22 protein-coding genes are annotated in these 24505 nt (G+C 54.3%); 8 read left to right on the top strand and 14 right to left on the bottom strand.

The genetic code is table 11. From position 1 onward, the window contains the following. Positions 1–61: 61 nt before the first annotated feature. Positions 62–589 (bottom strand): hypothetical protein, encoded by a 528-nt coding sequence (locus ACO2Q8_RS07325; RefSeq protein ID WP_423344127.1) that lies wholly within the window; start codon positions 587–589, stop codon positions 62–64. 90 nt (positions 590–679) lie between these two features. Then, a complete protein-coding gene (locus ACO2Q8_RS07320) occupies positions 680–1351 on the bottom strand; it encodes a hypothetical protein (protein ID WP_423344126.1) in 672 nt (223 codons plus the stop codon). A 360-nt stretch (positions 1352–1711) separates the two neighbouring features. Between ACO2Q8_RS07320 and ACO2Q8_RS07315 the strand changes: the two genes are divergently transcribed. Further along, positions 1712–2491 (top strand): phytanoyl-CoA dioxygenase family protein, encoded by a 780-nt coding sequence (locus ACO2Q8_RS07315; RefSeq protein ID WP_423344125.1) that lies wholly within the window; start codon positions 1712–1714, stop codon positions 2489–2491. Positions 2492–2584: 93 nt separating this feature from the next. Here ACO2Q8_RS07315 and ACO2Q8_RS07310 read toward each other — a convergent pair whose 3' ends face one another. Continuing rightward, positions 2585–3664 (bottom strand): sensor histidine kinase, encoded by a 1080-nt coding sequence (locus ACO2Q8_RS07310; protein ID WP_423344124.1) that lies wholly within the window; start codon positions 3662–3664, stop codon positions 2585–2587. Positions 3665–3881: 217 nt separating this feature from the next. Between ACO2Q8_RS07310 and ACO2Q8_RS07305 the strand changes: the two genes are divergently transcribed. Further along, the gene (locus ACO2Q8_RS07305) at positions 3882–5018 is read left to right on the top strand and encodes a redoxin family protein (RefSeq protein ID WP_423344123.1); all 1137 of its coding nucleotides are present in this window, start codon (positions 3882–3884) and stop codon (positions 5016–5018) included. An 87-nt stretch (positions 5019–5105) separates the two neighbouring features. Here ACO2Q8_RS07305 and ACO2Q8_RS07300 read toward each other — a convergent pair whose 3' ends face one another. After that, positions 5106–5444 (bottom strand): cupin domain-containing protein, encoded by a 339-nt coding sequence (locus ACO2Q8_RS07300; protein WP_423344122.1) that lies wholly within the window; start codon positions 5442–5444, stop codon positions 5106–5108. A 259-nt stretch (positions 5445–5703) separates the two neighbouring features. Between ACO2Q8_RS07300 and ACO2Q8_RS07295 the strand changes: the two genes are divergently transcribed. Then, positions 5704–6813, top strand: a complete 1110-nt coding sequence (locus ACO2Q8_RS07295; protein WP_423344121.1) for an ATP-binding protein — start codon at positions 5704–5706, stop codon at positions 6811–6813. On the opposite strand, the gene ACO2Q8_RS07290 is transcribed toward ACO2Q8_RS07295, so the two are convergent. The 4 genes from ACO2Q8_RS07290 to ACO2Q8_RS07275 form a co-directional block, all read right to left on the bottom strand. Then, a complete protein-coding gene (locus tag ACO2Q8_RS07290; protein WP_423344120.1) occupies positions 6810–7397 on the bottom strand; it encodes a biliverdin-producing heme oxygenase in 588 nt (195 codons plus the stop codon). The genes ACO2Q8_RS07295 and ACO2Q8_RS07290 overlap by 4 nt on opposite strands. 2 nt (positions 7398–7399) lie before the next feature. Next, on the bottom strand, positions 7400–7825 hold the full coding sequence (locus tag ACO2Q8_RS07285; RefSeq protein WP_423344119.1) for a response regulator: 426 nt from the start codon (positions 7823–7825) through the stop codon (positions 7400–7402). Positions 7826–7840: 15 nt separating this feature from the next. Continuing rightward, the gene (locus ACO2Q8_RS07280) at positions 7841–10105 is read right to left on the bottom strand and encodes an ATP-binding protein (RefSeq protein WP_423344118.1); all 2265 of its coding nucleotides are present in this window, start codon (positions 10103–10105) and stop codon (positions 7841–7843) included. Between the two features lie 238 nt (positions 10106–10343). Next, entirely contained in the window at positions 10344–10868 is a 525-nt protein-coding gene (locus ACO2Q8_RS07275; protein WP_423344117.1) for a class I SAM-dependent methyltransferase, read from the bottom strand. 96 nt (positions 10869–10964) lie between these two features. On the opposite strand from ACO2Q8_RS07275, the gene ACO2Q8_RS07270 reads away from it, so the two are divergent. The 3 genes from ACO2Q8_RS07270 to ACO2Q8_RS07260 all read left to right on the top strand — a co-directional run bounded on the left by ACO2Q8_RS07270 (position 10965) and on the right by ACO2Q8_RS07260 (position 13872). Further along, positions 10965–11783, top strand: coding sequence for a glycoside hydrolase family 16 protein (locus ACO2Q8_RS07270; RefSeq protein WP_423344116.1), 819 nt, complete (start codon positions 10965–10967; stop codon positions 11781–11783). Positions 11784–11865: 82 nt separating this feature from the next. Next, complete coding sequence (locus ACO2Q8_RS07265; RefSeq protein ID WP_423344115.1) at positions 11866–13113, top strand: ComEC/Rec2 family competence protein; 1248 nt, start codon at positions 11866–11868, stop codon at positions 13111–13113. A 36-nt stretch (positions 13114–13149) separates the two neighbouring features. Then, positions 13150–13872 (top strand): DUF72 domain-containing protein, encoded by a 723-nt coding sequence (locus ACO2Q8_RS07260; protein WP_423344114.1) that lies wholly within the window; start codon positions 13150–13152, stop codon positions 13870–13872. A gap of 20 nt (positions 13873–13892) precedes the next feature. Here the strand turns inward: ACO2Q8_RS07260 and ACO2Q8_RS07255 are convergent, their stop codons facing one another. From ACO2Q8_RS07255 to ACO2Q8_RS07240, 4 genes are all read right to left on the bottom strand, one after another. Continuing rightward, on the bottom strand, positions 13893–15356 hold the full coding sequence (locus ACO2Q8_RS07255) for a sulfatase family protein (RefSeq protein WP_423344113.1): 1464 nt from the start codon (positions 15354–15356) through the stop codon (positions 13893–13895). Between the two features lie 3 nt (positions 15357–15359). After that, positions 15360–15866, bottom strand: a complete 507-nt coding sequence (locus ACO2Q8_RS07250; protein WP_423344112.1) for a GNAT family N-acetyltransferase — start codon at positions 15864–15866, stop codon at positions 15360–15362. Between the two features lie 116 nt (positions 15867–15982). After that, positions 15983–17266, bottom strand: coding sequence for an O-antigen ligase family protein (locus ACO2Q8_RS07245; protein ID WP_423344111.1), 1284 nt, complete (start codon positions 17264–17266; stop codon positions 15983–15985). 508 nt (positions 17267–17774) lie between these two features. After that, on the bottom strand, positions 17775–19271 hold the full coding sequence (locus ACO2Q8_RS07240; protein ID WP_423344110.1) for a right-handed parallel beta-helix repeat-containing protein: 1497 nt from the start codon (positions 19269–19271) through the stop codon (positions 17775–17777). Positions 19272–19652: 381 nt separating this feature from the next. On the opposite strand from ACO2Q8_RS07240, the gene ACO2Q8_RS07235 reads away from it, so the two are divergent. Next, positions 19653–20657, top strand: coding sequence for an NAD(P)/FAD-dependent oxidoreductase (locus ACO2Q8_RS07235; RefSeq protein ID WP_423344109.1), 1005 nt, complete (start codon positions 19653–19655; stop codon positions 20655–20657). A gap of 179 nt (positions 20658–20836) precedes the next feature. Continuing rightward, a complete protein-coding gene (locus ACO2Q8_RS07230) occupies positions 20837–21151 on the top strand; it encodes a 2Fe-2S iron-sulfur cluster-binding protein (RefSeq protein WP_423344108.1) in 315 nt (104 codons plus the stop codon). A gap of 98 nt (positions 21152–21249) precedes the next feature. Here ACO2Q8_RS07230 and ggt read toward each other — a convergent pair whose 3' ends face one another. Both ggt and ACO2Q8_RS07220 read right to left on the bottom strand, forming a co-directional pair. Continuing rightward, positions 21250–22941 carry a gamma-glutamyltransferase gene (gene ggt / locus ACO2Q8_RS07225; RefSeq protein ID WP_423344107.1) on the bottom strand — a complete coding sequence of 564 codons (1692 nt, stop codon included), beginning with the start codon at positions 22939–22941 and terminating at the stop codon, positions 21250–21252. A gap of 76 nt (positions 22942–23017) precedes the next feature. Further along, positions 23018–24505, bottom strand: coding sequence for a SusD/RagB family nutrient-binding outer membrane lipoprotein (locus ACO2Q8_RS07220; RefSeq protein WP_423344106.1), 1488 nt, complete (start codon positions 24503–24505; stop codon positions 23018–23020).

The raw sequence follows: 24505 nt of genomic DNA, 5'->3' as shown, positions 1-24505 counted from the left end.
CGGGCAGAATAAAGAACGGCGAGCCGCAGGCAGCCCCACCGTTCCAGAGATGAGTAGTTGGTTATTGCTTATTGGTCACCGTACCGTCGGGGTTCAGCGTCGTGTCCTGCACTTTCGATCCGTTGTAGACCACAAAGGTTGTATTCGAGTGATCGCCTTCGCCTACCAGTTTCGTTACGTCGATTTTCAGGGTGTGCTCCAGATCCGTCGGGCAGCCCGATACCTCACCGGCATCGTGCGTCAGGGCGATGTGGATGGTCGGCGGATAAATCATGATCTCGATGCCGTTCCAAACCGCCTTGAATGCTTCGGGCGAACAACCGCCTTTTACTTTCACGGTCAGGATGTTACCCTCGCGCGACACGTTCTCAATCGTAAACTGGGTGCCCTCCGCATTGGCCCGGGCGTTCATGGCGCGGTTATATTCGTCGGCGCTCGTCACGATGGGCGTCAGGTTCTTGTCCGACGGCGCCGGATCGTTGCCCGAATCCTGGTTACAGGCACCCAGCGTCAGCAACAGTACGAAACTGAAGACGGCGGAAAGTTTTCGATACGTCAAAAGGGTGGCTGGATGGAAGTTACTTTTCATGGTTGTAAAGAGATGTTTAAGTGTTCTTTACAACCATGACGAGCCCGCCAACCGGAACGCTACAGCTCCCCGAAAAATTTTTGAAAAATGTCAGTTGGCGACGCTCCCGACCACGCAGGTCTGGTTGTAAGCTTCCACGATTTCGCCGAAGCGGTTCCAGTCCCGGCGGGTAGCGGCCGGATACTGGCGCACAAAGGCCGGGCAATCACCAAAAAGGGCTTCGTGTTCGTCGTCGATGGTGCCTTTTTTCACAATCCGGGCGTTGGTCTGGTCTTTCACCACCACAAAGCTGAGGTCTTTCGGATTGGTGCCGATCGTAAAGTTGCCGAAGGTATACTCCATGTTTTTCTTCCAGCCGTTGGCGTCGAAATAAAGCACCAGCTTACCCGGATGGCTCAGCCGTTCAAGCAGGGCGGTTTTGTGGTCGCGACGCGGATTCGGAACCCGCTCAAAAATTACCTGTTCGCGTTCGCGCGGAATGGCGCCGGTGGCGTAGGCAAACTTCGGAATGTCCTGCGCAATCAGCCGGAGCTTGTCGCTTTTGAAAGTTACTTTTTTGTCGTCGGCGGTGCGGACGATGGCGTTGGCCGGGGCGTCGTTCACCATCATGCCCACCCGGACTTTTCCCCGGATGGTATCGTTGTCGGTGGTGACCACATACCCGTCCGTCCAGGACGTAATGGCACCGAGGGGCGCGTATTGGGCAGCGCCAAGAAGCGGGCTCAACAGAGCCACTAAGAAGCTAATTTTCAGGGTTTTCATCGTATTTGTTGTTTACCTGACCCCAAAAATAGGCGACCGGTTGATTGGCCCTGAAAAATTTTGGATAAACGGTATAAAAAGCCGCCAAACCGTTGATCGCCGGATCGCTTTTACTAAATCTGAAGCCGGAAAATTTGACAACGACGGCATTTCCGTTAGCTTTGCGAGCATGAGAATGGCTCCAATGCTTTAAGACTCCCTCCCTTTGTCGCTCCGACAAACCGCCTTTTCGGTAAGGCCCACTTTTTCTTTGTCTTTTTCGAACGAATCACCTTAGCCCAGCCATCTGCTTTGCGCTGGCATTCCGGTTTTTGTCATTTCCGAAAAAGACCTTCCATTCCTTTTTAATGACGAAAAATCATGCAAGACGCTCTCACTAAAGCGCAACTCGAACAGTTTATCCGGGAGGGATTTGTTCGCATCAATAATGCCTTTTCAGCCGACACAGCCCGGCAAGCCCGCGCCATTCTCTGGCAGGATCTGAAGCTTGACCCGAATGACCGGACCACCTGGAACCAACCCATTATTCGGCTCGGGATGTACAGCCAGCCGCCGTTTGTCGAAGCGGCCAATACGCCGGTGCTGCACCGGGCGTTCGACCAGCTCGTCGGTCCAGGCCAGTGGATTCCGTGCCGGAGTATGGGCACGTTTCCGGTTCGTTTTCCTTCCGACACCGATCCCGGCGATACCGGTTGGCATGTCGACGCCGGTTTCCCCGGGGCCGATCCGGGCAACTTCTGGGAGTGGCGCGTTAATGTCTGGTCGAAAGGCCGGGGACTGCTCATGCTGTTTCTTTTCTCGGATGTCAGTGAAGCCGATGCCCCGACCCGCATTCGCACCGGTTCTCACCAGGATGTGGCCCGCTTGCTGCAGCCTGCGGGCGAAGCCGGTTTGTCCTTTATGGAAGTGGCCGAAAAGCTGGCCGATCTGCCCGAACGACCGGAACAACTGGCAACCGGAAACGCCGGAACCGTCTATCTCTGCCACCCGTTTCTGGTCCACGCGGCCCAGCCCCACCACGGCACGGAACCCCGGTTTCTGGCCCAGCCGCCGTTGTTGATTCGGGAAGAATTCCGGATTGAGGGCAACGAGGGCGGTTACTCCCCGGTTGCCGAAGCCATTCGGCAGGCGCTAAAATGACTGACTGATAGGAACACGGCCGGGTCGCCGATGCGATTGAACGGATCGAATAGATTTTAACGGATAAAATCTGTTTTGATCTGTTTAATCCGTTCAATCCGTGTTCCTATCAACACGCAGCAGCGGAACCGTCACCCGGAACTCCTCGCCGTCGTCCTTGATCACGAGGGGGGGAAAGTTCAGCCGGTGAAAACGGTCGGTGAGCGTGCCGAGGCCAATGGGCGAAGCCGCTACGCGTAGCGGTTTGCGCTGAATGGTGTTGGTCACCAGGACGGACGCATCGGCCTGCGTCCGGATGGAAACCCGGAGCGGTTTTTCGGGCAAAACGACGTTGTACCGGATGGCATTTTCAACCAGCGTCTGGAGTGTCAGCGGGGGCAACGAGTCGTCCAGAAACCGCTCTTCGACCTTCACATCGACCGAAATGGCCGAGCCAAACCGCTTATCGATCAGAAACAGGTACGACCGGATAAAATTTACCTCGCTCCGAAGCGTGGTCAGCTCGCGGTCGCCCTCCTGCAACAAATACCGGTAAACGCTCGCCAGTTCGTCCAGGAATTCGCCCGCCAGTTGCTTGTCTTCCGTAATGAGCGACGACAGCGAATTGAGTGAATTGAACAGAAAATGCGGGTTCACCTGATTTTTCAGGCTGTCGTACTGGCTCTGCAAGGTTGCTTTTTTCAAGGATTCGGCTTCCCGGATCGCTTCCTGGCTTTTTTTCAGGTAATACATACTTTCGTAAATCACACCCACCAGGAGCGCAAACAACAGGGCCATTGCGATGTGCAGCAGGTAAACGCGCGGAAATTCGGCCGGAGCGATCAGGCCGGTCAGGTCCAGGTGGCTGATCACCCAGGTTTCGGCGGGTTGCAGGCAGATCGTCAACAGTGTGTACCCCACAAAGGTTTTCCAGACCCGCTGCCGGAACTGCGTCCGTTGGCCGTATTCCATCCGTACCCGAATAACCCACCAGCGGAGCACCTGCCAGGTTACGGCTGTTGAAATCACCCCCCAGATGAACGTTTGGGCAAATAGCCCCCAGTCGTAGCCGTATTCATACTGGTAAAAGAAAACGAAGGGCAGCACCGCCAGCGGAATGCCGATGATTTGCAGCCATTTATCATGAATTGGCTCCGCCCCTTTAATCGATAGGGCCGTCGTCAGTTTATTCACACACGATACGGGTTTCAGGTTCCGCAGTTCGCTCTTGGTGAAGCGGTTAACGGTTCTTAAAAGTAGTAGTCCGGACTTTCGTTTCAAAAAATTGCGGGTCGAATCCGCCTTTTTTCGGGCCAGCGTATAAGAATCTCGACTGAAAATTCCCGCTACGGTTTTCTTTCATTATTTTCAGGTAGTTTTATAGTATTCCTACACTCTTTTTTTTAGCCCTATGATAACCAACCTTTTAACAAAACAACTCCAGCGACTGACAATCTCGTTGATGCTGGTCGGCAGCGTGGCTTTCAGCCCGAACGAGGAGCACAAAACGCTGGAAATCGGCGCATCGGCCCCGGACTTCTCCTTGCCCGGAATCGATGGTAAACAGTACACGCTCAAGAGTTTTGCCGGTTCGGCCGCGCTGGTGATCGTGTTCAGTTGCAACCACTGCCCCACCGCCCAGGCTTACGAAGACCGGCTCATCCAGCTCGTGAACGATTACAAACCGAAGCAGGTGAACTTCGTCGTGATTTCGCCCAACAATCCCAAAACCGTCAGCCTGGCCGAACTGGGCTACACCGATCTCAGCGACAGCTTCGAGGAAATGAAAATCCGGGCCAAAGCCAAGGGATACAATTTCCCATATCTGTACGACGGCGACACACAGGCTACGGCCCAGAAATACGGCCCGGTGGCAACACCCCACGTTTTCATTTTCGACAAAAGCCGCAAACTGCAATACGCCGGACGGTTTGATGCGAAGGAAAAACCGGGTACCGCCAATGCCGAAGACGCCCGGGCCGCGCTGGATGCCGTGCTGGCTGGTCAGAAAGTACCGGTGCCGACGACCAAAACGTTTGGCTGTTCGGTGAAGTGGATGGAGAAAGAGGATTACATCCAGAAACAGCAGGCCGAATGGGCCCGACGCCCGGTTTCGCTGGAAGACATCGACGTGGCCGGACTGAAAAAACTGCTCCGGAACGATTCCGACAAATTGCGGCTGATCAACGTCTGGGCGACCTGGTGCGGCCCCTGTGTACAGGAGTTTCCGGATTTTGTCAGCATCGACCGGATGTACCGCGAACGGGATTTTGAATTCGTCTCGGTTTCGGCCGACAAGCCCGACAAAAAGGCCAAAGCGCTCGAATTCCTGAAAAAAAAAGAAGCCTCGAACAAGAACTACCTGTTCAATTCGGAGGACAAATACGCCCTGATCGAAGCCATCGACCCGAAATGGCAGGGCGCCTTGCCGTACACCATCCTGGTCGAACCGGGCGGAAAGATCGTCTACAGCAAGCAGGGCACCATCGACGTGTTGGAAATGAAGCGCCGGATTGTCGAAAACCGATTGCTGGGGCGGTATTACTAGTGTTCGGTATTCGGTTTTTAAATAATGAATAACGAACACCGAATAACGAATTTGTAAACTGGATACTGAAAACCGAATACCGTAACCCTATAAAAAATCCTCCCGCACGGGAGTAAACACATCCACCAGCACGCCTGCTTCGAGCGCGACGGCTCCGTGCGGAACGTTGGGCGGCAGGTGATACACATCACCCGCTTTCAGTTCCTGCGTTTCCTCCCCGATAGTGATGGCAAACCGCCCACTCTCCACGTAGCTCATCTGCGTGTGGTAATGGTGATGAATGGCACCGATACCGCCCGTTTCAAACGCTACCTTCACCAGCATCAGGTTGGCATCGTACGCCATGATTTTTCGCCGGACGCCCGGCCCGACGTCTTGCCAGGCTATTTCCTGATCGTGAATAAAAAGGCGGTTTTGTGTCTGCATGACAGGATCGGTTCAGTAAGGAATAAATGCGAAACCCGCAGGACAAAAGTACCTGATTCCGCCAGAGAAAAAATTAACCGGGCTAAACCAGTGAATAGTTTTTCATTTTGCGTCAGGCAATAACAACAAATTAACGCCTATCTTAGTTGATTGATCAGGCATCTGTCCGCCCCGTTCGAATTAGTTGAAATAACGAAACCCACCCTTGGATTCACGAGTAGATTCCTTATTGACCGAAATTTCCCGGCTTCGAGCGCTGATGGACAGTTCACAATCGGCTCTGCTCCTGCTACACCCCGTGCGCGATGAGCAGGAACAAATAACCGATTTTCGGATTGTCGTTGCCAATAAAACCGTGGCGGCTTTTGTCGGTCAGGAACCGGACGTACTTCTCGGCGAACTGCACAGCCGCTGGTGGCCGGATTACAAATCCAACGGTATTTTCGAGCATTACTGCCGGGCACTGAGCCAGCATAAACCCCTGGAACTGGAACACCATTACCAAAACGACGGTGCCGACCGCTGGCTGACGCTGGTGGCCGACCGTTTCGGCAACGACTTGCGTGTCACCTTTCTGGACATTACCGAAAACAAGCGCATTCAGCACCAACTCGAAGCAACCATTCACCAGATCCGGAGCTCAAACGAGAACCTGGAACAATTCGCCTACATCGCATCACACGACTTGCAGGAACCGCTGCGGAAACTCCAGGCGTTCGGCGATGTCCTGCAGAGCCAGTTTGCCGACAGCCTGGTCGACGGCGAAGTCGATCTCGTCCGCCGAATTCAGAATTCGGCCAAACGGATGCAGGTGCTGGTGCGGGATCTGCTGACGTATTCACGGCTCTCCACACAGACCGAACCGTTTGAAACCGTGTCGCTTGCGCGGCTGATCAAGGAAGTGCTGGGCGATCTGGAAGTGGCCATCAACGAGAAACACGCAACCGTTCGCGTGGCTGCACTCCCCAACGTGCTGGGTAATCCGCTCCGGTTGCGGCAGTTGTTTCAGAACCTGATCGGCAATGCCATTAAGTTTCAGAAACCGGATCAAAAACCGCTGATTCAGGTGACGGCCCGCCATCCCGAACCCACTGAACTACCGGAGGAACTGCGCGAGCAATCCCAACGACTGTATGTGTTGGTCGAGGTAACCGACAACGGAATCGGGTTCGATGAGAAGTATAAAGCACGGATTTTTCAGCCCTTCCAGCGGCTGGAAAGTCGGTCGGCCTACAGTGGCACCGGTATTGGTTTGGCGATTTGCAAGAAAGTAGCGGAGATTCACGGCGGCACGGTGGACGTGAGCAGCCAGGTGGGGCACGGTTCGACGTTCAAAGTGTATCTGCCCATTTACGGGCATAACGCCTAGCAAACGGGCGGTTTTTCCCGTTTCGTAGTCCGAAAAATATCGTGATAAGCCCGGAAAGTCTGGTATGCGGCTTCCACAATCGTATCGTGGCTGTCCTCCGTTTGATCGGCCAGGATTGCCTTGAAACCCGCCCATTTCGTCATCGCATCTACCCCGTATCCCTGGTAAAATCGCGCGTTTGTCAGCAAGGGTTCCACCTCCGGACTTTTGTGCAGCAGGTGCATGACCACCTTCCCGCCCAGCATTGACCCTTCGCCAACGTAAGCCGCACCGAGTAATTCGCTCGGCGACCAGTCGGCAAACAGACCGGGCCGGGCATCGGGCAGCGAAACATCGAGTTCGGCCAGATCAGCCTCCAGCCAGGGCGCTTTCCGGCGGTCGTCGGGATTATAGGCCTGAAAAAACGCCGGATTCTGGTCAATGGCGGTTTCCAGGGCTTCGTGAAACAACCAGTGAATCTGCAACAAATGCCCGTACTGCTCCCGTGTCAGGGTACCGGCCCGGAGCGGTTCCGTATACAGAAGCGCTTCGGTTTCTTCGTGCAGCGCCCGGGTTTCGTTCCGCAGCCGTTCCGCTAACGTCATGCTCAATTGACTACGTTGTTGTCGATCAGCCAGAAATCACACAGCCGACGCAACAATTGATTGATGGATTGATAACTACCCGGTTTAACGACGTACGCATTGGCCCCCAGGTTAAACGACTGGCTGATGTCCTGCGGGCTGTCCGACGTGCTGAAGACAACGATGGGCAGCAACCGCGTCCGGGCCACCGACCGCGCTTTCTGAATAATCTCGAACCCGCTGTATTCCGACAAATCCAGGTCGAGCAGGAGCAGTTTGGGCAGGGGGGCGGTTTCGCCCTGGTATTTTCCCTGCGCCGTCAGGTAGTCGAGGGCTTCGGAACCCACGTTGATGACTTTATAGGAGATGCCTTTCTCCATCTTTCGGATGACCCTGCCGAATAAGTCGGCGTCATCCGGGTTGTCTTCTACATACAATACATCCAACATTGTCGTACAAGTTTGCTAATTATGAGACTCTTTCGGAAATGATACCGAAAAGACGGTTTCCCGATTCGGTTCGCTGCGGAACCAGATCTTGCCATTGTGCCGACTGATAATCCGTTTCACAATCGCCAGTCCAACGCCGGTTCCTTCGTAACTGGCTGCATTGTCCAAACGTTTGAATAACTCAAACATTTTATTGGCGTGCCGCATATCGAAGCCGATTCCGTTATCTTTCACGGAATAAATCACTTCCCTGGGGGTTTCACGGCCTTCAATCCAAACCACGGCTTCGGCCGCCGGTTGGGTGTATTTGGTCGCATTGGAAATCAGGTTGGTAAACACCTGATTGACCATCGTTGGATCACCGTAAATCGAAGGGGTATCGCCAAATTCGATCCGGATGTTCCGGTTTTTCTTTTTCTCGGTAATCAGAATTTCATCCCGAATTACGTCCAGCATCTTCAGAATATCAAGATGCTTGAAATTCAGCTCCGTACGGCCCATCCGCGAATAGTAAAGGATGTGCCGGATCAGCGATCGCATCCGTTCCGTCGAATCCATGATCTTCTGGAACATCACCCGCGTATCGTCGTCCATGCCGCCCCCCTGCTCTTCCATGATGATTTCGGCGTAACACCGAATGGAAGACAAGGGTGTGCGCAAATCGTGCGAAACCGTGTAGCTGAAGGCGTCCAGTTCTTCGTAGGCAATTCGCAAGCGCTCATTCAGTTGCCGGACTTCGTTGGCCTTGCGGGCCACCACCTGCAACACATCTTCGCGTAGCTTTAAGGCCACCGAAACCTCGGCTTCTTTCCAGGGTTCGGCCGTGTTCCGGACGGTTTGCGACCAGGCTTCGAAGCTCTTGCGGGGATGCAGGTGTTGCTGGCCGTTCTCCGAAATCGTCACCGGTTTGTCAGGGTTACCGGCCCAGGTCACCTGTCGGACTTGTTCCGGTTTAAACCACATCAGGTATTCGCCCAGTTCTTTCGACAAAGCCACCGCCAGCAGACCGGAAGCCACATCGCGGAAGCCTTCGGCGGGCGGATACAGTTCAGGCAGCCGGTCGGTTTCAAAAACCGTATCGAACGACTCCGTGTTGAGCCAGTTGGTAATCCCGGCCATAGCCGACTCCGTTGGCGTTTGGCCCATCGGATAAAACTTATTATCGAACGCCAGCACCGCCCCGGTTGCTTCGGTGACGTGCATCGCCGTAATGGGGTGCTGTGTCAGACCGGCAACGATATCCCAGTCTTTCAGAATGTGGCTGTTGAGTTTCTGTTCGTTCTGCTGAATCTGGAACAGGAATAACTGCTCTTCTTCATTCCGCCGAAACTCCAGCGCTGACGACAGCAGTTGACTCACAAACTTGGCGGCCTGACGCGCCGGGTAATCGACAAACTTGGGCGTGGAGTGATGGCAGGAAATCAGCCCCCAAAGCTCGCCCCGATACAAAAGCGAAATACTGAAGGAAGCTCGAACGCCCATGTTTTTCAGGTACTCGATATGAATCGGCGATACCGCCCGCAGCACCGAATGCGTCAGATCGAGCGGCCGGTTTTGAACCGAATCGGCGACTGAATAAATCGGCGATGGCGAGCTGTTCACATCGGCAATGATGCGCACGAGGTTGGTTTTGTACAAGTCGCGGGCCTGCCGCGGAATATCCGAAGCTGGGTAATGTAGGCCCAGGTATGAATCGACACCCGGGTTTATTTCTTCGGCAATGACCTCACCGTGCCAGTCGGCGCCAAACCGGTAGACCATCACGCGGTCGTACCCGATAATCTGCTTCACCCGCCGGGCGGTATTCTGAATCAATTCGGTCAGGGTTCGGTTCGACTGTACTTCGGTCAGCGCTTCGGCAATCAATTGTTGATCCAGGTTGCTTTGGGCCGAAATGGCCGGTTCCCACTCAAGCAGGATCAGGCCATCGTGCTCATGCGCAATCAGATTCCATTCTTTCCCGTTGACCCGAAACCGGTGCGGATTGATCCGCGACCAGGCATTGTCCCGGATTCCGAGGGACAACAACGCCTTTACGTCATCCCCTGGCAGGTCGGTTTTAGCCAGTAATGCATCCAACGGTTTGCCCAGCAACTCCTTAGCGGGTTGGTTAGCCAACCCATCAATTGTTTCACTGACGTACTGAATACTGAAATCATCCGCATCAATCGCAGCCAGACAGCCGTGGGCCTGAATGTAGCCCGGAATATGGATTGGCTCCGTCTCGCAATTGGTCAGATTGATTTCTGAAGACTGTAGGTCGGCTGTAGGTATAGTCATTTTCAGGGATTGAAGACCAGCAGGGGCCACGTTCTTATGCCAGGAGACAAGTCTCCGACAACAAATCTTAAAAGTTACAATAGAAAGTTGTAACGAAACAAACAAAACATCAAAAACTTAGCAATGGTTTACCGGCCTATTCGTGAAGGTTACCTGCTTCGGGTAAAAGAGGGCAAAGGTACTGAAAATTAGCCCGGCAACCCGACGACGCTTCACAAAAATTCCCCGGTACGGCTTGTTACTTTTGCACAAAAGCCGCATACAAGTTAGCCCGGCCGTATCGGGAAGGCCGCTCGTTCAGCCAAGTAACTGAAGTATATCCAACGGTTTCAAAAAGTTTTTTCAACGATCGATAACTGGTCGGAAAAGGTACCCAGGAATTGGCCTTATCGGTGTCATACTCAACCAGTAAAAAACCGCCTTTAGGGTTCAGGTATCGTTCCAATTTCCGAATCAGCGCCGGTTTGTCGGCCACAAAATGGAGTGAGTTTGCCATCAAAATACCGTCCAGCCCCGTTAGTCCCAACTCATCGGTCACAAAATTGCACTGCCTTGTTTCGATCGTCACCGAGTCCGAAACAGGAAGTGGCAGCAACCGGACCGGTTGCTGATCGACAGCGTAAATCGTCCCCGGGTGTGTCAACCGGGCCGCCAGGGCGAAGGTAAACAATCCGCTCCCGCATCCCAGATCGGCCCAGGTTGCCGGATTGGATTGCGGTAATCGGTCATATTGAATGAGTTCGATGGCTTCCTGAAGTTCCATGATTTAACGATTGTTTAACCCAAACCGGGTGGGCGGTCGCTCGTAAACGTTTCCAAATCTCGTACCTTCGCTCTCCTATTCCAAACCTGTTCCGGCATGAATTTTCTCCCTGTTTTGCTGCTCTGGATGATGACCCACCAACCAGCGGCTCCAACCGCCGACTGGAAGCTCGTATGGGCCGACGAGTTTAACACGCCCGGCCCGCCCGATCCGAAAAACTGGGTGTTTGAAACCGGTTTTGTCCGCAACAACGAATTGCAGTGGTACCAGCCCGACAACGCCCGCTGCGAAAACGGCTTGCTCATCATCGAAACCAGCCGGGAGAACCGCCCGAATCCCACCTACCAGTTCAACAGTACTGACTGGCGAACCAGCCGCGACTCGATCCGGTACACGGCCGCCAGCCTAATGACGAAAGGGCTGCACCAATGGCAGTACGGCCGGTTCGAAATGCGCGGACGAATTGACGTCCGGCCGGGCATGTGGCCCGCGTTCTGGACGCTGGGCGTATCCGGCGAGTGGCCGTCCAACGGCGAAATCGACATCATGGAGTACTACCGCGACATGCTCCTGGCAAATGTGGCCTGGGGAACCAACCGACGATACATCGCCGAATGGAGCACCACCAAAAAACCGCTCAACACGTTTGCGGACCCGCAGTGGGCCGAAAAATTCCACGTCTGGCGGATGGATTGGGATCAGGATTCGATCAAGCTGTATGTCGATGATCAACTTCTCAACGCCGTCGATCTAACCCGAACCATCAACGGCGACGGCAGCGGCAAAAATCCGTTCCACCAGCCGCACTACCTGCTGCTCAACCTGGCCGTCGGTGGGCAAAACGGCGGTGATCCCTCGGCCACGACCTTCCCCGCCCGGTTCGAAGTCGACTACGTGCGGGTTTATCAACAGTGAAAATTCAATTGCTACACAGAGTTAATCAGAGAAACCCTGATCACCTCTGATTAACTCTGATAAACCCTGTGTAATAACCTTTATGAAGCGAATTCTACTCCTTCTACTCCTCTCCAACGCTCCTGCCATCGCCCAGCAGGTGGGGCAGCCGCTGCCGGTTTGGCGGGAAGGCTATCTCGACATTCACCAGATCAATACCGGACGCGGCAATGCGGCCCTGCTGATCCTGCCTGACGGCACCACCGCCCTGATCGACGCCGGACAACTCGACCCCACCGACCCGCGTACGCAAAGCCCCCGCAACACCCCCGCCAAGCCGAACGGCGAGCGCCAGGCCGGGGAGTGGATTGCCCGCTACGCCCGGAAGGCGCTCAGTTTTCGGAACGATCCTGCCATCGACTACGCCATCATGACCCATTTTCACGACGACCACATGGGCACGCCCTCGTCGGTGTCGAAGAAGGCACCGGCTGGCGATTATGTGTTAACGGGCGTGACGGAAGTCGGTGAGTTTATTCCGATCCGAAAGGTAATCGACCGGGGTTGGCCGGATTATAACTACCCACGCTCGTTCGAGCAGGACCCGCTGGTGCAGAATTACCGGAAATTCCTAACCTGGCAGGTGCAAAACAAAGGCCTGACCGTAGAGCGGTTTCAGGCCGGACGCAACGATCAGATTCAGTTGCTGAAACAACCCGCGAAATACAAGGACCGGTTTGAAATCCGCAATCTGGCGGTCAACGGCGAAATTTGGACGGGCGTCGGCTCGGTCACGCGGCAGCACTTTCCGGAACTCAAATCGCTGCCGCCGAACCAGTACCCGAACGAAAACATGTGCAGCATGGCCCTGCGGCTCAGTTACGGCAAGTTCGACTACTTCTCGGGGGGCGACATTCCGGGCGTGCTGCAATTCGGGGCACCGATGTGGCACGATGTCGAAACGCCCGTGGCGCGGTCGGTGGGGCCGGTGGAGGTGCAACTGCTCGACCACCACGGAAACCGGGATTCGCAGAACGGTTTTCTGCTCGGCAGTTTGCGCCCCCGCGTGCTGGTCATTCCGGTCTGGTCGTCCGACCATCCGGGTCATGACGTTTTGGCCCGAATCTACTCACAGCAGGTCTACCCCGGCGAGCGCGACGTGTTTGCCACGCACATGCTGGAAGCGAACAAACTGGTGATTGGCGAGTTATTAAACCGTCTGAAAAGCGATTCGGGGCACGTGCTGGTGCGGGTCGATCCGGGCGGAGACACCTACCGCGTTATTATTCTGGAAGACAATGACGAGTCGTTTCGGGTGAAGGCCGTCCACGGGCCGTACCAGTCGCGCTGATTCGAGCGGGTTTCAGACCCGGTTTTGCATCGTTTTATGAGCATCCACATCGGTACATCGGGCTGGAGTTACGACCATTGGCAGGGCGTGTTATATCCGTACCCCACGGCGGTTCACGACCGGCTGGGCTACTACGTACAGCATTTCCAAACCGTCGAGCTGAACGCCAGCTTTTACCGCTGGCCCCAGGTCAGCACCTTTGCGGGCTGGCGCAGCCGCTTACCCGACGGTTTTCGGCTGACCGTCAAGGCCCCGCGCGGGCTTACTCACGCCAAAAAACTCTACGAACCCGAAGCCTGGCTCGAACGGATCAAAACCGGCTGGCATGCATTGCGCGAAAAACGGGCGGTTTTACTCGTGCAGCTTTCCCCGCACCTGGGGTACGATTACGATCGGTTGGCCTACTTTCTGGAACAGGTACCCGACTGGATGCCCGTCAGCGTCGAATTCCGGCATTTGAGCTGGCACAACGAAGATACTTTCCGGTTGTTGGAGCAACATCAGGCCGCTTATTGCATCATGAGCGGGGCTAATCTGCCCTGCATTTTGCGGGCCACGGCACCCTTTGTCTACGTCCGGATGCACGGCCCCGACCCCCAGCATTTGTATGGTGGTTCGTATTCCGACGCCGACCTCGGCTGGTGGGCCGACCGCATCCGGGAATGGACCGCGATGGGCAAAGAAGTGTATGTCTATTTCAACAACGACGGCGGAGGCCACGCCGTCCGAAACGCGCTGACGCTGAAAGGGATGGTTTAGGGAGAGCCGTGAATGCTCCTTCACTCAAACTCCCACTTACTTACCCAAACATCCTTCGTTTCCTGCTGAAACCGCTTCAGTTTTTCCTGCATCCGCTTCAATTCTGCCCGATAACGCGAGTCGTTCGCCAGATTTTTTACTTCGTCGGGGTCGGTTTGCAGGTCATACAGCTCGAAGCGCGGGCGGTGCAGGTAGGCTTCGACGGTGCGCTTGCCGAATAGGTTACGGTTTTTCTGCAGAACATCCTGCCAGGTAAACGAGTGGTACAGATCCAGCGCCATCGGAAACGGCAGCGCGTGGGCAAGGTTGAAAATCAGCTTGTACCGCCGTTCGCGCAGCACCCGCATCGGGTAGTACATCGTCACCTCGTGCAGCGAATGCGACCCGTATACCTCGTTCCAACCCGTTACCCGCTCCTGTTCGATGATGGCTTTGAAACTCCGGCCCTGAAAAACCGGCTGATCGATCGAGACACCGGCAAAATCCAGCAGCGTCGGCGTTAGATCGACCCACGAAACCATCGCATCCTGCACAAAACCCGGTTTTTGCGGTTTTGGAAGTTTCACGATCAACGGCAGACGCATACCCGGTTCATACAAGGTTGTTTTGGAGCCGGGAAAAGGCGCTCCATTGTCCGACAAATAAACGATCAGCGTGTTGTCGTAGTGCCCGGTTTCTTTCAGCAGCGCCACCAGTCGTTCGACGCCCTGGTCCAGCCGACTGATCGATTCGTAATACTGCGCCAACTCCATCCGGGTCGCCCGCGTGTTGGGCAGATACGGCGGCACCACAACCTGAAAGGGTTGGTAAAAAACATCGTGTACCTGCGGATACCCGCCGGGTCGGTTTCCGAACAAATTAGGCTTATCGCTCATAAAAACCGGTGAACCGTCCAGCGCAACGGCATTGCTGCGGTGCGGGTCATCAGTGGCAAAATAGAGGAAAAACGGTTTGTCGGAAGCGTCGGAAAAGAGCGGATAACATAGGTCGGCCATTGCCACAGGGCTGCGGCCAATCGACGCCGGATCGTTGGTGCCGCCAGCCTGAAGGACGTTCTGAAAATGATAGACCCGTTCGGGCGCGACGTGAAATTTTCCGACCCTGACTGTCTGATAACCGGCCTTTTCGAGCAAAACCGGCAACGACTGAACCGCGTCAAAGGAATCGAAATGGTGTTCGCGGTGCTCCAGTCCATACATCCCGTTGGCGTGATTGTGCAGGCCCGTCAGCAGCACCGACCGGCTGGGGCTGCAACTGGCCGTGGTGCAGAATGCATTCGTAAACCGGGTTCCTTCGGCGGCTAGCTGATCCAGGTGGGGCGTTTTAATGACCGGATTGCCGTAACAGCCCAGGGCTTCGCGCCCGTGGTCGTCGGCCACAATCAGGACGATGTTGGGCCGCGTGTCTTTCCGGTTTTGGGGAATGGGTCGAAGGGCGACAAACGACAGCAGCGTAACCGTCAGAGCGAACAGAAGGCGTGTCATGCGTCAGAGGGTCAACCGCTTTTCGTAGCAATAAAACCGCAGACCCGGCCGGAAGCCCAGGTCGATTTCGCCCGCAAATTCGTAGCCCAGTTTTGGAAAAAGCCGTTGCGTGGCTTCATTCTGCGTATTGGTATCGATCCGAAGAACCGGGATGCCGCGCTGCCGGGCCACCGTTTCGGCCTGTTCCATCAAGCGGGCCGCAATCCCGCGCCCCCGCACATCCGGATCGACAGCCAAGCGATGGACCACGACAGCGGTTTCGGTCAGGTCCCAGCCCACCTGCGCGTATTCCGGCTCCTGATCGGTCGTAATGGCGGCCACGCCCACGACTTGCCCGTCCAGGTCGGCGACCCAAAGTTGCCCGTGTTCAATATCCTTCCCGAAAACAGTGGCGTTCGGATACTGATCATCCCACTGAAAATTTCCGGCTGCCTGCATCAGCGGCACCACCCGCCGGATCAGTTGCAGCAAAACCGGAACATCATTCAACGTCGCCAATCGAACATTCATCAGTTAAGAGTTATGAGTTAAGAATTAAGACGGGGCGGCATCGGCCGTCCGACGCCCGGCGGTTGCTGCCGCAAGTTACTGACAACTCCTCACTCTTAATTCTTAACTCTTAATTCTTAACTGACTTCTTCGACCAGTTCGGCTTCACGGTTGGTCGTTTGCGGTACGGCTTCGACCGGGTTGGCCTGAAGTTTCATACCCGCGAAGAAAAACAGGGAAGAAAAGAACGAATAAAAGACGACGCCTTTTTGGTGCGACCAGACATTTTCGGTAAAAAACGTGATTGTTACGGCCAGCAGCAGAAGCGCGTACAGGTGATCTCGCCGACGGAAAGCATTGGTAAACTGGATTATCAGGATTAAAAGCATTAACCCGATCCCGAGCAGACCGAAACTGAGCCACTGATTGAGGTACTCGTTGTGGGTATCGTAGGCGACCAGCGGCACATTCAGCATTCGGGCGTATTTGGCATACTGTTCCCCCAGCGCTTCATCGAGATCGCCAGGGCCAACGCCCGTCAGCCAGTTTTCTTTCAGAACATCCAAGTCGACTGACCAGATCACCTGACGCATTTGCACCGAATTGTCCATCGGATTGTCGTTCGGTTTCGCTTTCATCACTTCCGAAAACTCCCCGATCCGTTGGCTGCTAAAGGGAATGGAAATGCAGGCCACCGACACCGAGAGCAACAAAACCACCAGAACCGGCACAAACCGGCGTTTTTGCGCCCGGTGAATCCAGCCGTAATAACCCAACATTACCACCAGCGCAATAACCGGCGTTTTGGGCATTAGCGCCATCAGAAACAAGAACAGCGGAAACAGCACCGCTCCCAGCTTCCAGCCTTTGAGTTTCTGCCGCTGCACCGGCGAAAACAGCAGAATGGCCGTAGCAAAACAGAGGTAAATACCCATGTACGTCGGGTGCATTCCGGTTATTTTTGAGAAATATAGACGGTATTGAATGTGCGCTTCCGGACCCGTAATTTGCAAACCGTATTCAAAGAGGTAAAACAGATTGCCGAGCAGACAGGAGATGAAACAAGCATACACGAAATAAATAATTTCGTTGGCGATTATTTTACGGGTTTGCGGCTGCAGTAATAACAGTGCAAACGGCACGACGAACAAACTGGCTTTCTGTTCAAGATCAAATAAGACGCCGGACCGGTTTTCCGGATCGGTAAACGGAAGAGCAATGACGTAGAGCAGATACATACTGCCTAGCAGCAAAGCACCGCCATACGGCTTGAAATGGTGGCTGGCACGAAAAAAATTGTCCCGGATAATCCAATACAGACAAATTCCGATCAGCAACAGAACTTGTACCCGATTGGGCAGTAAGAACGAAATCATCACAAGCCGAGCGATGTGCTTGTCGAACGCAATCAAGCTATCCATGTGGTGTTGAAGTTATGGCGGGCGCGTCATGCAAGCCTGTCTCCCGACCAATTCGTCGGTTTGTTCCGGGCTAACTATCAAAGTGTTAGAAAGAAAATAGGCACTTCAAGAACCGATCACTTACCCTGCATGCGATCCCACCGTTTGGTAATAAGACCCTAACGACCGGGGAGTAGTTGTAATTGTTTGCCTAAACTTATCCTGTAGCCCCGATTAGCGGTGTGAAATGAAGCGTAAGAAATGGACAAACCGCTGATTGATCGACCTTTCGTTTTGCAGCACCCGGCCCAATACCGTCCTGAAAAAAATTGACGGAGCGGCCCCGGCTTGTCTTGTAATTTATGGCATAGCCAAGTCAAAAATTTCAAATGTTAAATGTAAAAGCTGTTCTTAGTCCGGCACTTTTACATTTAACATTCATCATTTAACATTTGAAATTACGCCAATAAAAACAGCCCGGCACCATTCGCGCCGGGCTGTATTGACTATCCCTAACCCTTACTCTCAATTATTTTTCCAGCAGAACATTATCCTGGGCGTTGGCCGTGAAGGTGTTCGTCGTGGAGGCATCTGCGTTCAGTTTCGATGCGTAGCTAACAAAGATTCCATACCCGCCACTTTTGGCCAGCGTCGAATTTTTGATCGTCAGATTACCACCGTATAGTGCCAGGTTGGCTTTTTTACCCGAAACGATCGCCAGACTACCACCGTTGCTGATTTCCGCATTCTCAATCACGTTCCGGGAATTGTTCGAGTAGATCATCAGCCCTTTCCAGGAAGCCGAAGTGCGATCAGCGCCCGTAATCGTTACTTTTTCGGTAGCGGTCCCTTTGGCGATCAGGTAGCCTTTGCTGTTGATCATGATGACCACGTCGCGGGCGGCTTCCACCGTTACGCCCGGGCTTAGCGTCAGGCCTGCTTCCACGGCGAAGTCACCCATCAGGCGGTACGGCGTTTTATCTTTAAAACCGCCCCAAGTAATGTCGTCGCCTTCCCGCAGGTAATAGCCTCTGATTTCAACCACATTCCGGCCGTTGCCCCCCGTGAAGACCGAAGCAGCATCCAGTTTTTGTACGTTGGCCGGATCGAGCAGAATACCGGCTTCCGTATTTTTTGTAAAGCTGTTCTCGGCAAACTCCCGCAGAATCGAGCCGTCCTGTACGTACAGCCCGTAGCCATCGTTTTCGGAGAACGAGCAGTTTCTCAGGGCAATCTGCGCTTTGTTGGCCCCAAAGAAAGCCATACCGGCTTTGGTCGAGCTCATGAGGGTCCGGCTTCCGGCGTGCATCACTTCAACGTTTTCAAAAACATTGGCGTTGCTGCCCGAGTAGAGTACGATACCCGCCCAATACCCTTTGTTTTTCTCAACGCCGATAAAACGGATTTTCTTCTCGGGCGTGCCTTTGGCGACTACCAGACCACCGCCGTCGTTGATGTCCAGGCGTGTATCCCGTTCGAAAGCAATCACGACGCCGGGGTTGATGGTCAGTTCGTGCGATACGGCAATACTTTTCGTCACGATATAATCCGGGTAATCCGGGTTGGCAATGCGATCCGTTAGGACGGTTTTGACGGTGATGCTTTTATCGATGGCCACCGGTTGCGCTACCGAAGCGGTCAGTTTTACTTTATCCTTGCTGGTGCCGTTGGCGTTCGAAGCGGTCAGTTCCAGTTCATAATCCCCAACTTCATCCGGTACGAAGGTCGGTTTGGCTGTCGTGGCTGACGAAATAACCGCCGTACTTTTGGCCGGTTTAGAAGCAATGCTCCATTGGAACGTCAGCGGGGCGCCTTTGGTATCGGTGGAGGCACTGCCGTCGAGCTTGACGGTTTCGCCAACCTGCACTTCCTGATCGGGGCCAGCGTTGGCGGTGACGGTGTTCGTGGGGGTCGGCTCGACTTCCGGGTCTTTTTTACAGCCCGTCATCAGAAAAGTGGCCGAAAGCAGAATGGCAAACGATTTTGCCGCGAAGATCCTCGCGGAAGGACTGACTAGTTTTTTCATGATTTGATGTTGTTTACTGTTTTGGCAAGTAGCGTTCAACTACGGGTACAAAATTGCAGGTTTTTGACGGTCCGCTCTGTCGCATTTCCCGCCGAAAAAGCGGCTTTATGCGACAACGCATGACCATTCACTCAGTAAGCATCTGATCAAAATTTTTCATTACTTTTGGTTATTATTAATTCCTATAATTCATATATTTAGTTATAGCAAATCAATGATCAACTTCTATTTTTGCAAGGGCGATCAAGCTATCGACCGGAAGTTTGTGAGTGAAGTAGTAGTACCAAACTTCCGAAGGGTTCAAAAAGCTACACGGTGACAGAGATCCTGTTAGGCAGCCGATTTGCCACCACACCCGAACGAACAAGTGACCAAAAGACCATGATTACGACCGACATTTGCATTATAGGCGCGGGGCCGGTAGGCCTGTTTGCCGTTTTTGAAGCCGGATTACTGAAAATGCGCTGCCACCTGATCGACGCCTTGCCGCAGGTGGGCGGGCAGTTGTCCGAAATTTATCCGCAGAAACCGATCTACGACATTCCCGGTTTTCCGGACGTGAAAGCGCAGGAGTTGGTGGATAACCTGATGGAGCAGATCAACCCATTTCATCCCACCTTTACGCTCGGCGAGCGGGTAGAAGGGCTGGAACGCCAGCCCGATGGCTCGTTTCAGGTAACGACCAACGAAAACACCGTCGTCCACTGCCAGGTCGTGGTGATTGCGGGCGGTTTGGGCTGCTTCGAACCCCGAAAACCGGAAATTGCCGGTCTGGAAGAATTTGAAGGGAAAGGCGTAGCTTACATGGTGAAAAATCCGGAACTGCTCCGCGACCGGCGCGTGGTGCTGGCCGGTGGGGGTGACTCGGCCCTCGACTGGACGATTTTTCTGGCTAACATCGCCAGCGAGGTGACACTCGTCCACCGGAGCGATAGCTTCCGGGGTGCGCCCGATTCGGCCGAAAAAGTGTTCGAACTGGCGAAAGAAGGTCGGATCAACCTTGTCCTGCAATCGAACATCACCCGCATTTCGGGCAACGGCCATTTGCAGGAAGTAACGATCACGGCCAAAGACAAAACCGTAACGAACCGGGCCGCCGATCACCTGATTCCGCTTTTTGGCCTGACGCCCAAGCTCGGTCCGATCGCCGACTGGGGACTCCATATCGATAAATCCGCCATCCAGGTCGACACCACCGATTATTCGACCAACGTGGAGCGGATCTACGCTATCGGCGACATCAATACCTATCCGGGCAAGTTGAAACTGATTCTGTGCGGTTTTCACGAAGCCGCCCTGATGTGCCAGAGCGCGTTCAAATACGTGTATCCCGACCAGAAACTGAGCTTTAAATACACGACGGTTAACGGAATACCTAGTTTTTAAGCGGTTTTACCCCCAACCCCCTAGAGGGAGCTTTTGCAATCCGGATGTTCCAGCCCCCTTTAGGGGGTTGGGGGTAAAAAGAGCCCGGAATTTTTCAATTTGTATGGTCATGATTCAAGCACTTAACAGCCCTGCCCTTTAGGGATCTAGGGGCAGAATCTAATTATCACTTCTCTCCCATGATCCACATCACTGTAGAAGATCGCAACGGCAACCGGCAGCCGCTCGAAATCCCGGAAGGCATCAGCCTGAGCCTGATGGAAGTGCTGAAAGGTTCGGACTACCCGATTTTAGCCACCTGCGGGGGCATGGCTCTTTGCGCCACCTGCCACGTTCATGTGCTGGAAGGAGCTGACAACCTCCCGCCCATCAACGACGCCGAAGGGGCCATGCTCGACACCCTGCCCGATGCAAATTCCGACAGTCGCCTGGCCTGCCAGTTGCGCGTCAACGAGACGATGGAGGGGGCGGTTTTCCAACTGGCTGCCGACTAAAAATAGAAGGAAATCAGTGGTCGCCCTCGCTTCATCACCGGCTGCAAAATGTTCAGACCGGGGTATCTGATCTACACTTACATCAAGTCAATCCAGAATCAATACCCGGCAGCATGGCCGTCCTTGCGGGATTCGGAAGCGCCATAATACACCTTGTTTTTTGCATCATACATAATTCCCTGATAACCGCCGTAGCCACGCAGGTCGTAGCCAACCTCATGCCCCATGCGCATCAACTGGAGTACGGTTTCGGCGGGAAAGCCGTTTTCCAGACTTACCTGACCTCCGCTCTGTGCTTTGGAACCTGTCGGACCGGAAGAACCGGAGTGGCTAAAGCGGGGAGCGTCCCCGGCTTCCTGCAGATTCATCCCGAAATCAATGAGGTTGGTAATGATCTGAATGTGACCTTGAGCCTGAAAATCAGCGCCCATTACGCCGAAACTCACGTAGGGTTGACCGTCTTTGGTAATAAAAGCCGGTATCAGCGTGTGAAAAGGACGTTTTCCCGGTTCGAACGTGTTGGATTTGCCTTTTTCCAGCGTAAACGACGTTCCACGATTTTGCAGGCTGAATCCCAGGCCATCGGGGACGATGCCTGAACCCATACCGGCATAATTACTCTGGATCAGCGAGACCATGTTGCCTTCCTGGTCGGCCGTTGTCAGGTAAATGGTATTGCTGGCGCCCTCCAGCAAACCTGCTTTGTAGTTCCGCCCGGCCCGCAGGGAGTCGATAAGTTTCCGGCGTTCGGCTGCGTACGGTTTGGCAATCAACTGGGCCGTGGGAGCCTTATAAAAATCGGGATCAGCGTAATAGACGGCACGGTCTTCAAAAACAAGTTTTTTGGCTTCGATCATCGCGTGCAGGTGCGCCGGACTACCAAAACCCATCTTTTTAAGGTCGAAACCTTCCAGAATATTCAGCATCTGAAGCACCGCAACTCCCTGCCCGTTCGGCGGCAGTTCCCAGACGTCGTAGCCCCGGTAATTCGTCGAAACCGGATCAACCCAATTGGAGCGGTGCGTGGCCAGGTCTTCGTAACTCAGAAACCCGCCATCGCGTTTCACAGTAGCCGCGATCGTGCGGGCGATGTCGCCTTTGTAAAAAGCATCGCGCCCCCCTTTGATGATTTTTTCCAGCGTAGCAGCCAGGTCTTCATTCTTAAAAATGTCGCCTTTTTGCGGAGCCTGCCCACCAGGCATGTAAAGCTGGCGGTAATTGGGGAATTTTTGCAGCGAGCGGGCGTATCCCTGCCACAAAAACGCGATGACTTCGGTAACAGGAAAGCCCTCCCGGGCGTAGTTTACGGTCGGTTGCAGCAAGTCTTTCATCGGCAGTTTTCCAAACCGCTCGTGCAGTGTATACCAGCCATCGACACAACCCGGCACAGACACCGAAAGCGCACCGGAACCGGGAATTTGCTTCATTTGCTGTTGCTCAAAATACGCCAGCGAAAGCGATTTGGGCGAACGGCCGCTGCCGTTAAAACCGTACAATTTTTTGGTTTTGGCATCCCAGACAATGGCAAAAAGGTCACCACCAATTCCGTTGCCGGTGGGTTCGACCAGCCCCAGGAGGGCATTGGCGGCAATGGCCGCATCGACGGCGCTACCGCCTTTTTTCAAGACATCGAGGGCGACCTGCGTGGCTAAGGGCTGGCTGGTTGCGGCCATACCGTGCCGGGCAATGACCTCCGAACGGCTGGCAAAACTACGCCCGGAATAGCGAAACTGAGCCTGAACGAAGGTCGTGCTCAATAAAAACGTCAGTAGGAGAATAGGTGCTTTCATGGAATACGGTTTTAGTAGCGGAAACTGGGACGCCCGCTCCAATCGATAGCCGGAGCGGGCGTTCAACCAACTAGTTTTATTTAGCCCACCAGGAGCGGGTGTTAATATCGTCGGGACCTTGCCGCTGGACGGCTTCGGTGTAGCTGGCCCGGTTGGTTACCTGCTGGGCGGTGGGGTAACGGAAACGGACCGGGATTTTGTCGTTGTTGTTATTGACGAAAGCCGGTTTTAGATCTGGAAAACCGGTCCGTTTCCACTCGTGCCAACCCTGTAAGTCCGTAAAATAGAGCGCAATCCATTTTTGCGTACCAATCAGTGCCAGGGCATTGGCGGGGTTAAAGGCAACCCCGGGCCGGGCCAGAAACTCCGCCGACGCCATGAGGGCTGTGCCGGAAACCAACTGGTACTGTTCGACGGATGCCTTGATGCCGTCATAATAATAGGTTTCGGCCGAACCGGTAATCCAGCCTCGCTGGGCGGCTTCGGCCAACAGGAATTTTACTTCGGCGACCGTCATGATCAGGCCCTGAGCCGGTACGGGCGTCTGGAGCCCCCGGTAATACTGGTCACTGAGCGCCGACACTTTTTTGTCCAGATTACTACCCAGGTTCTGATCGGTTTCTCCGTTGCGGACGCCCACCCATTGCAGCGGGCCTTTGCCAGCCGCCAGGGCTTCCTGCGATTCGGCGGTGGGAGCCGCAAATACCGGCAAGCGCGGATCTTTGCTCGCGTTCAACAGGTCGATGAATGTTTTGCTCATCCGGCGGTCAAAGAAAAAACCGGAACGCTGGCTCGTGATCGGAAACAGGTTGGGAGCCTCCACGTATTTCAGCGCAGCATTGTCGGCATTGGTCTGCATGATGGGGAAGTTGGTCGGGCTGGCCAGGATTTCGCGGAGGGCCGACGAAGGATCAACGCGCTTTGACTGCCGAACCAGCAACCGAATCCGGAGCGAATTGGCCAGTTTTTTCCATTTCGAAATGTCCCCATTGAACAGAATGTCGTTGCGGATGGCCCCGCCGGCGGTCGTCAGCAACGTGTTGGCTTCAGCAAGATCTTTCAGCAAACCCTGATAAACGACTTCCTGCGAATCGTACGCCGGAGAATAAACCGCCTGCGTTTCTTTGCCTTTCAGAGCCTCCGCATAGGGCAAATCGCCGTAGGCATCCGTCATCCGAGAATAGATCAGCGACTTCATCACCAGCGCGATGCCCTTGTAATTGGCCAGGTTGCGTTCTTCCGCAATTTTCTTCAGGTTATTGACGTCCCGCAGGATCGTGTAGCCGTTATTCCAGGTGTCAAACGAGCCCCAGATGTAGCGATCGGTATTGGGTTCACGGATTTCGGCGGCATACTGGGCCACCATATTCCCGGTGGAAAAGGCCTCGTTGACCATTTGATTGACGGTTCCCCGGATGATGGTGACCATCAGCAGTTCCGGATTGACGGTTTCCGGGTTATTGGGGTTGGAATTGACCTGTTCAAAGTCCTTTTCGCAGCCCGTCAGCAAAACGATCAGGAAGGCAACGAGCGAAACGAAGCTGGTTTTTTGGATCGAAAACAT

Source organism: Larkinella sp. VNQ87 (assembly GCF_049445795.1).
In the GTDB taxonomy this organism is placed as follows: domain Bacteria; phylum Bacteroidota; class Bacteroidia; order Cytophagales; family Spirosomataceae; genus Larkinella.
The sequence above is the reverse complement of the archived record's forward strand: the minus strand, read 5'-3'. Positions and strand labels throughout refer to the sequence as shown.

Coding starts and splice junctions, on each gene's coding strand:
- ACO2Q8_RS07325 (WP_423344127.1), bottom strand. CDS start 589: ATGAAAAGTAACTTCCATCCAGCCACCCTTTTGACGTATCGAAAACTT.
- ACO2Q8_RS07320 (WP_423344126.1), bottom strand. CDS start 1,351: ATGAAAACCCTGAAAATTAGCTTCTTAGTGGCTCTGTTGAGCCCGCTT.
- ACO2Q8_RS07315 (WP_423344125.1), top strand. CDS start 1,712: ATGCAAGACGCTCTCACTAAAGCGCAACTCGAACAGTTTATCCGGGAG.
- ACO2Q8_RS07305 (WP_423344123.1), top strand. CDS start 3,882: ATGATAACCAACCTTTTAACAAAACAACTCCAGCGACTGACAATCTCG.
- ACO2Q8_RS07300 (WP_423344122.1), bottom strand. CDS start 5,444: ATGCAGACACAAAACCGCCTTTTTATTCACGATCAGGAAATAGCCTGG.
- ACO2Q8_RS07295 (WP_423344121.1), top strand. CDS start 5,704: ATGGACAGTTCACAATCGGCTCTGCTCCTGCTACACCCCGTGCGCGAT.
- ACO2Q8_RS07290 (WP_423344120.1), bottom strand. CDS start 7,397: ATGACGTTAGCGGAACGGCTGCGGAACGAAACCCGGGCGCTGCACGAA.
- ACO2Q8_RS07285 (WP_423344119.1), bottom strand. CDS start 7,825: ATGTTGGATGTATTGTATGTAGAAGACAACCCGGATGACGCCGACTTA.
- ACO2Q8_RS07280 (WP_423344118.1), bottom strand. CDS start 10,105: ATGACTATACCTACAGCCGACCTACAGTCTTCAGAAATCAATCTGACC.
- ACO2Q8_RS07275 (WP_423344117.1), bottom strand. CDS start 10,868: ATGGAACTTCAGGAAGCCATCGAACTCATTCAATATGACCGATTACCG.
- ACO2Q8_RS07270 (WP_423344116.1), top strand. CDS start 10,965: ATGAATTTTCTCCCTGTTTTGCTGCTCTGGATGATGACCCACCAACCA.
- ACO2Q8_RS07265 (WP_423344115.1), top strand. CDS start 11,866: ATGAAGCGAATTCTACTCCTTCTACTCCTCTCCAACGCTCCTGCCATC.
- ACO2Q8_RS07260 (WP_423344114.1), top strand. CDS start 13,150: ATGAGCATCCACATCGGTACATCGGGCTGGAGTTACGACCATTGGCAG.
- ACO2Q8_RS07255 (WP_423344113.1), bottom strand. CDS start 15,356: ATGACACGCCTTCTGTTCGCTCTGACGGTTACGCTGCTGTCGTTTGTC.
- ACO2Q8_RS07250 (WP_423344112.1), bottom strand. CDS start 15,866: ATGAATGTTCGATTGGCGACGTTGAATGATGTTCCGGTTTTGCTGCAA.
- ACO2Q8_RS07245 (WP_423344111.1), bottom strand. CDS start 17,266: ATGGATAGCTTGATTGCGTTCGACAAGCACATCGCTCGGCTTGTGATG.
- ACO2Q8_RS07240 (WP_423344110.1), bottom strand. CDS start 19,271: ATGAAAAAACTAGTCAGTCCTTCCGCGAGGATCTTCGCGGCAAAATCG.
- ACO2Q8_RS07235 (WP_423344109.1), top strand. CDS start 19,653: ATGATTACGACCGACATTTGCATTATAGGCGCGGGGCCGGTAGGCCTG.
- ACO2Q8_RS07230 (WP_423344108.1), top strand. CDS start 20,837: ATGATCCACATCACTGTAGAAGATCGCAACGGCAACCGGCAGCCGCTC.
- ggt (WP_423344107.1), bottom strand. CDS start 22,941: ATGAAAGCACCTATTCTCCTACTGACGTTTTTATTGAGCACGACCTTC.
- ACO2Q8_RS07220 (WP_423344106.1), bottom strand. CDS start 24,505: ATGTTTTCGATCCAAAAAACCAGCTTCGTTTCGCTCGTTGCCTTCCTG.